General features: G+C 46.0%; 5 protein-coding genes. 3 read left to right on the plus strand and 2 right to left on the minus strand.

The genetic code is table 11. From position 1 onward, the window contains the following. Window positions 1-238: 238 nt before the first annotated feature. Together QUA40_RS26755 and QUA40_RS26760 are read right to left on the minus strand one after the other, a co-directional pair. On the minus strand, window positions 239-1,648 hold the full coding sequence (locus tag QUA40_RS26755) for a heterodisulfide reductase-related iron-sulfur binding cluster (protein ID WP_333131500.1): 1,410 nt from the start codon (window positions 1,646-1,648) through the stop codon (window positions 239-241). A 158-nt stretch (window positions 1,649-1,806) separates the two neighbouring features. Beyond that, window positions 1,807-3,222 carry an FAD-binding oxidoreductase gene (locus QUA40_RS26760; protein ID WP_333131502.1) on the minus strand — a complete coding sequence of 472 codons (1,416 nt, stop codon included), beginning with the start codon at window positions 3,220-3,222 and terminating at the stop codon, window positions 1,807-1,809. A 97-nt stretch (window positions 3,223-3,319) separates the two neighbouring features. On the opposite strand from QUA40_RS26760, the gene QUA40_RS26765 reads away from it, so the two are divergent. The 3 genes from QUA40_RS26765 (at window position 3,320) to QUA40_RS26775 (ending at window position 6,697) form a co-directional block, all read left to right on the plus strand. Continuing rightward, entirely contained in the window at window positions 3,320-4,783 is a 1,464-nt protein-coding gene (locus QUA40_RS26765; RefSeq protein WP_333131503.1) for an ATPase domain-containing protein, read from the plus strand. A 406-nt stretch (window positions 4,784-5,189) separates the two neighbouring features. Further along, window positions 5,190-5,561: a response regulator gene (locus tag QUA40_RS26770; RefSeq protein WP_333131505.1), complete on the plus strand. Its 372-nt coding sequence runs from the start codon at window positions 5,190-5,192 to the stop codon at window positions 5,559-5,561. After that, window positions 5,558-6,697, plus strand: a complete 1,140-nt coding sequence (locus tag QUA40_RS26775; RefSeq protein WP_333131507.1) for an ATP-binding protein — start codon at window positions 5,558-5,560, stop codon at window positions 6,695-6,697. Before QUA40_RS26770 ends, QUA40_RS26775 begins: the two co-directional genes overlap by 4 nt. Window positions 6,698-7,244: the final 547 nt, after the last annotated feature.

The following is a 7,244-nucleotide window of genomic DNA, read 5'->3' on the forward strand; positions in this document are numbered from 1 at the left end:
CTCATAATTGTCTCGGATGATTCACTTTTACCCCCTCAATCCGCCTATGTGCCAGTTGGGGGTGCGGAATGTGGGTTCTAAACTGTTCGCCATCAGGGCGATAAATTTGCAACTTTTCACCCGACGCTCCTCTGTGGAACAGGCGCCCCGCCTGTGAATTCCTACAATTCATTAAAAAAAATCTCCTTCACAGGCGCGGCACATCGAAAATAGGGCGGACACCGCCCGCCCTACAAAACTACTTCCTCAGCAACTTCACCCCGCGAATCGAATAATCCAAAAGCTCGATCGGGTGCATCAAAGTAACATCCTTTCCCTGCAACTCCAAATGCTTCTTAATTTGCAAAGAACAACCCGGATTAGAAGAAGCAATCAACTCCGCCCCAGTATTCAGCAAATTCTCCACCTTTTGGACTCCCAATTCATCAGCAATCTCCGGCTGAAGCATATTGTAAACCCCCGCACTCCCGCAGCACAAAGCCGCATCCACAGGTTCTTTTAACTTCACCCCCGGAATTTGTTGCAGCAACTGACGCGGCTGCAAACTAATCTTTTGCCCGTGCAACAAATGACAAGCATCCTGATAAACAATTGTCAAATCTCCTTCAATTAGAGGATTAAGTTTTGCCGTAATTCCCGCACTTGCCAAAAACTCTTGCACGTCCTTAACATTAGCAGCAAATTTTTCAGCTTTCTCCCGATAATCAGGGTCATCTGCTAAAATATGACCGTATTCTTTCAAAGTATGGCCACAGCCAGCAGCGTTGATAATCACAAAATCAACGCCAGTATTTTCAAAGCTATCAATCATTTGTCTCGCCAAAGCTTTCGCCTGTTCCGCTTGGCCTTGGTGTTCCGGCAAAGCAGCACAGCATCCCTGACTTTTAGGAATCACAACCTCGCAACCGTTAGCCGTCAAAACACGCACAGTAGCCTCATTAACTGGCGAAAATAACAGCCGCTGCACACAGCCTAAAATCACACCGACTCGATAGCGTTTTTCACCTATTGCCGGAATTACCTCTGGTAAATTATCCCGGAAAGAATCAACAGTAACTTTCGGCAAAATTGATTCCATCGCCGCCAAGCGGGGAAATACTTTTTTCAGCAAGCCTGTTTTGCGAATTAGTTTTGGCAGTCCTAATTTTTGATAAATAAACAGAGGTACCAGCAACGGCCGCAATCTGTGGGGATAAGGGAAGAGATTAAAAATCAGAGTGCGAATTACATTGTCAGAAAAAGTGCGTTCCTGATTTCTGGTAACTTGGTGGCGAGTTGCGGAAATTAATTTGTCGTATTGAACTCCAGAAGGACAAGTTGTAACGCAGGCCAAACAGCCCAAACAAGTATCGAAATGCTGTGAGGTGGCTTCGTTTAAAGGTGCATCGCCTTCGTTAATTGCATCCATTAAATAAATGCGGCCTCTAGGCGAATCCATTTCTTTGCCAAGTACGCGATAACTCGGACAAGTTGACAAACAAAAGCCGCAGTGTACGCAAGTATCGATTAATTTGGGATCGGGCGGATTGTTGGCGTCGAAACCTGGGATTTCGAGGGTTTGCAAGTGGGGATTTTGTGCTAGAAAATTGCTTTCTTTGGCAGGTCTTAAATCGTCGCTGGGAACTGGAGATTTTTCTGAAGTTTGCATATATATATTACCTAATTGTTTTTCTTCGTAGCCAGGACTTTAGTCAGTTTAATGGAATTTATGCAGAAGCTTTATATGTAGGTTTGCAGCGCGAAATTTTCCGCTATAAGTAGCGTGTAAAACCACTTTTTACAGAAGTCCTGACTACAAACTTGAAACTAAATACCGCTTATAAAACGATGAGGACTCAAAATATTTTCCGGGTCAAACTGCTGTTTGATCCGGCGCATTAAATCGATCGCACTTCCAGTATAGCCCCAAACATCTAACTGTTGCTTGATGTCGGTCGGCGCTGCTAAAACAGTCAGAAAACCGCCTTTCGCTTCGCACCCCCTGCGTACCTGCAACAGCGTTGCCGCAGTCGCAGCCTCAAACCGCACCACCCCTAAACCGCTGCCTGCATGAATCAAAGCGTCCTGTACCGGCAGCTCGTTAATTGCCGCTACAGCTTCCGATGGTCTGATTCCTATTTTGCAAATAATTGCCGAGTTTGTGCCAGAATCCCACATTGTTTCTAGCAATCTTTGCCATAACTGATGCTCATCATTATCGCCACAGATATTTGCTTGCAAACCCAACTTTTCGCCAACTTCCAGCAAGCGGGCTGATTGTTCTTTAACGCTTTCTGCGATACTTTGAAATCTTACTATCAATCCTTGGCCCTTTCCTAAATCTAATTGTGCTACTAAATCAGGTGACACCAAATCAACGGCTGTCGGAGTCAAAGCAGAAGACAATAAGATTTGAGTTGCTTGAGCTAAAGCATTAATTTCCCCCGTCAGCACTACGGTTCCCGATGATTCAGGCAGCGGATAAACTCGGAAAGTTACTTGACTGATAACGCCTAAAGTGCCGTAAGCACCAGTAAACAGTTTCATCAAGTCGTAACCGGCGACATTTTTAACAACTCGACCTCCGGCTACCGCAATTTTACCGTCCGATCGCACAAAGGTAATTCCCAACAGCAAATCGCGAACCCCGCGATAGCGATGCCGCAAGGAACCCGCATCAGCAGTAGCGACAATGCCGCCCAAAGTAGCCTCTTGCGGATACGCCGGATCGATCGGCAAAAATTGACCTGCTGCGGCTAAAATTTGCTGTAAATCGGCAAACTTCATTCCCGCTTCCGCAGTCACGGTTAAATCGCCCACAGCGTGTTCTACAAGCCGGTTCAGACCCGAAGTGCTGACAGCCACAAGCCCCGCTGCATCAGGAGATCCCCCTAAATCCCCCTTAAAAAGGGGGACTTTGACAACATCTTGCTCCCCCCTTGTTAAGGGGGGCTGGGGGGGATCGGAGTCTAATTTAACTAAACCCCCCCAATCGAGTTTGCTACCACTGCCCGTCGGCAAGACTGCACAGCGATTTTGCCCAGCCCAAGCAATCACCGCCGCCAGTTCTTCCTGAGTATTTGGGTAAACGGTACAATCTATTTTCGTGCCCGGGACAACTGCTTTTTCTACCCGTTCTTGCCAAAATACCTCTGTGTACTGTCGCAGACTGATGCCAGCAGTGCCGACAATACTTTCTAATTCTTGTGTGCTAACGTAATTTTCGGTAGAAAAAGATTTCATGAAGGTTATCAGACGCCCGGTAAAAAAAATTATCAAAACACAGCCTAAAACCATTAAATATTAATACGGGCCCGATATTCAAAACATGAAGAAACAAATGTCTCAAAACCGAATTTCTCTGGGAGTTACCGGTCTCAACGAAGTGATTGGCGGCGGCCTAATTTCTCAACGCTCTTATCTGGTGCGCGGCGGCCCGGGTACTGGCAAGACTACACTGGGCTTTCACTTTTTGGCAGCAGGTGTGGCTGTGGGAGAAACGCCCCTGTTTATTACTTTAGGAGAACCGGAAGCGCAATTGCGGGCCAATGCCACAAGTCTCGGTTTTGATATTGAAGCGATGGCGTTCCTGGATTTGAGTCCATCGTCAGAATTTTTTACAGAAGTTCAGACTTATGACATTTTCTCCCCCTCGGAGGTGGAGCGAGAACCGACTACACAAAAGATTATCGAACGAGTCCAAGCTGTCAAGCCACAACGGGTGTTTTTGGACGCAATCACTCAATTTCGCTACTTAGCTGCGGATGAGTTTCAGTTTCGCAAGCAAGTTTTGTCTTTTCTGCGGTTTTTGGTGGAAGGGGGGGCGACGGTGGTGTTCACCTCCGAAGGCACTTCAAGTGCTCCCGATGACGATTTGCAATTCATCAGCGACGGAGTAATTTACTTGGAACTGCGCCCTGAAGGACGCGCCTTGTCTGTCACCAAGCTGCGAGGCTCCAACTTCCGCAGCGGCCGCCATTCGCTGCGTCTGACTCAGGCTGGTATGGAGGTATTTCCGCGACTGCTTCCGGACAACTTTCAACAGGACTTTGTTGCTGAAGCGATTTCTGCTGGGGTTCCAGAAATGGACGAACTGCTGCACGGGGGACTGGAACGGGGGACTGTCACGGTGATTAGCGGGCCTAGCGGCGTTGGTAAAACGACGGTGGGGATTCAGTTTATGAAGGAAGCCGCAGGAAGGGGGGAGCGATCGGTAGTTTACATTTTTGAGGAGTCAACTTCAACTCTGCTGCAGCGCTGCGAATCAGTTAACATCCCGGTTGGGGCGATGATTGGGCAAGGAAGTCTTTCCGTGATACCTGTGGAACCTTTGCTGTACTCGCCGGATCAGTTTGCCTGTATGGTACGCCAGGAGGTGGAGCAGCAAAAGACGCGGATTGTGATGCTTGACAGTATTTCTGGCTATCAGCTTTCGATGCAGGGGCAAGATTTGGTGAACAATTTGCACGCTTTGTGTAAGTATCTGAAGAATATGGGAGTCACCGTTATCTTGATTAATGAGGTAGAAGCCATTAGCGGAGATTTTCGGCTGACCGAGATCGGGATTAGCTATTTGGCGGATAATCTTCTGTTTATACGTTATCTGGAACGCCAACTGCATAATAGGACAGAAATCCGCAAGGCGATCGGAGTAATTAAAAAACGAGTCAGCAATTTTGAGAGAACTCTGCGAGAACTCGAGATTACTCGCTACGGCATCAAAGTCAGCAAACCGATACGGGGGCTGCGCGGCATTTTGAGTTCGGCGCCGGTGTGGATTGAGGGGGAACCCGATGAAGATTGAATCCGGGTTTGTCGTGCTGTTTTGGGGCAATTGCAGCTAATTTTGCAGTCGTGAATCTACTAATCAGTAGGGTGCGCGGTGCGCGCACCTCACCACTACCCTAATTCCTGCAAAACTTAAATATATGGGTAAAATTGTGTATTTTCCGACTTTTTTAGGAGTTTTCAATTCTATGAAATACAGTAGAGGCACGGGGTACGGAACCCTATCCTGTGCCCGAGCATCTGTACTTCACTCAACTGAAAACCGATGTAATAGCTCGCCAAAACGTAAGCTAATACCAGATAAAAAAAAGAATCCCACTTTAGGCCACCTCCCAACCCATATATAATCAGTCACTCCCAAATCTAAAATCTAAAATCTAAAATCTAAAATGGTATAACCCGTATTCAGAGGAAGCTGAGAAATGACTGGCAACTCAATAATTTTAGCCGTAGACCGCAATCAGCGAAACTTGGAACTATTAGCACAATTTCTCAACAAAGAAGGATACCAGATGATCGCGGCTTATAGCTTGGAAGATGTTGCACAAGCTATCAGTCAGCCTACTAAGATCGGTATGGCTTTAGTAGATATTTCTGGTTTCGACCGCCGGATTTGGGAGTGCTGCGAAAAACTGCGAAATCACCAAATCCCTTTTCTGATACTCTCGCCCAAACAAAGCGCTGCCATTCAGCACGAAAGCCTCTGCCACGGGGCTCGGAATATGTTAGTAAAACCTTTGATCGTTAGAGATTTGCTGGGAATTGTTCACAGCTTGCTAGGAGAACCTGCGTGAGTCAAATTTTATTGCTTGTCGAACAAAAAGAAAATCGCCGCCTGTTATTAGAATGGCTAGCAGTTTACTATGAGGTATTGCTGCCACACTCAACAGAAAATAGTGAGGATTTTTTACCATTTAATCAATCTTTTGACCTGGCGATAATTGACGGTCTTGCCCTGAAACGGCACTGGCAATGGGTGGCAGCCCAAAAACAGGCAGAACACCCGGTATGCTTGCCTTTTCTTTTGATTACATCCCGCTCCGATGTAGGGATGGCAACGCAATTTATTTGGCAAAGTATTGACGATTTGATTATCGCTCCGATCGAGAAGATAGAATTGCAAGCGCGGGTAGAGATTTTGCTGCGATCGCGCCAGTTGTCTTTAACTCTCAAATTGTCTCACGACCAACTCGATCGCACTCTGCAAACAGCCCAGGAACTCAACGAGATGAAAACATCTTTGCTGTACATGATTGCCCACGACGTTCGCAATCCTTTGAATTTCATCATCGGCACTACACAACTTCTTAGCAAGTACAAGTTGACATTAACAGAGGAGAAAACACAAGAACTTCTAGACAAAACTCAAGCAGCGGCAAAAGGCATAGATTTGTTATTAGATGATGTTTTGCTGCTGGGGCGTGTTGAGTCAGGAAAAACAGGCTTTTCCTTGCTACCGATAGACTTAGCAAAGTTGTGTAATGAGTTGGTAGCGGAATTTCATAGCAGTCTGAAGTTGAAACCTGAAAATGATCGGGTGACGCTGATTTTTGTGAATCACAGTCAATCGGCGATGGTGTCTTTGGAGGTAAGCTTGCTCCGGCGCATTCTGGGCAATTTGCTGTCAAATGCTATTAAGTATTCTCCCCCAAATACCGAAGTAATCTTTGAATTAAAAGTTACTGAAACCGAGGCTATCTTTTCGGTACAGGATGCAGGAATTGGCATACCTGTAGCAGACCAAGGACGGCTGTTTGATTCATTTTACCGGGCTAAAAATGTCGGTCGAATTCCCGGTACTGGACTGGGGCTGAGCATTGTTAAAAAATGCGTGGACTTGCACGGTGGCAAAATTACTTTGATCAGTGAAGAAGGCGTCGGCAGTACATTTACAGTAACGCTGCCGATCGCAAAACCTGTAAAAAAGTAAATCTCGCCGGCAACGCCTTAAACTAGATACAGGCATTATCTTACGATATTCATCGATGAATTTGACGCCCGGGTGAGCCTATACGTGGTAGTGTGACTATGAGATTTATCCTCAAAAAACTGAAGAAAACTCTCGCTATTTTACAACGCCAGAATAGGAAGAACCCTTAACAGCCGCTCGTCAACTGCTGAAATTGAGCATCGTCGTTCCAGGGGCGATCGACGAGCGGGAAAATTAGCGATCGTTCCTTAAAGCTCGATCGGCATTGTAAAAAATGTTGAACGCACCCAAAAATAATTAGATACCCTACAAAACTTATCCCGAGTTGCCAGATTTTATATCTCTGAAAAAAAGCGAGCCAAAAACCGTCACATCTTAGAGGCTCTGCTCAGTATTTTAACAGTTTAACAATGGTTTATACACTTTTTCCTGGATTATTTGGGGACTATTTTTAATGAGCGAGTAGTTACATAGGGCTTGCTGAATAATCGATCGCAAACTATGAATAGGAGCGACCGATATATTCAAACTCAACTAAAGATAAGGC

Source organism: Microcoleus sp. Pol11C3, assembly GCF_036701485.1.
In the GTDB taxonomy this organism is placed as follows: Bacteria; Cyanobacteriota; Cyanobacteriia; order Cyanobacteriales; family Microcoleaceae; genus Microcoleus.

Coding starts and splice junctions, on each gene's coding strand:
- QUA40_RS26765 (WP_333131503.1), top strand. CDS start 3,320: ATGTCTCAAAACCGAATTTCTCTGGGAGTTACCGGTCTCAACGAAGTG.
- QUA40_RS26760 (WP_333131502.1), bottom strand. CDS start 3,222: ATGAAATCTTTTTCTACCGAAAATTACGTTAGCACACAAGAATTAGAA.
- QUA40_RS26770 (WP_333131505.1), top strand. CDS start 5,190: ATGACTGGCAACTCAATAATTTTAGCCGTAGACCGCAATCAGCGAAAC.
- QUA40_RS26755 (WP_333131500.1), bottom strand. CDS start 1,648: ATGCAAACTTCAGAAAAATCTCCAGTTCCCAGCGACGATTTAAGACCT.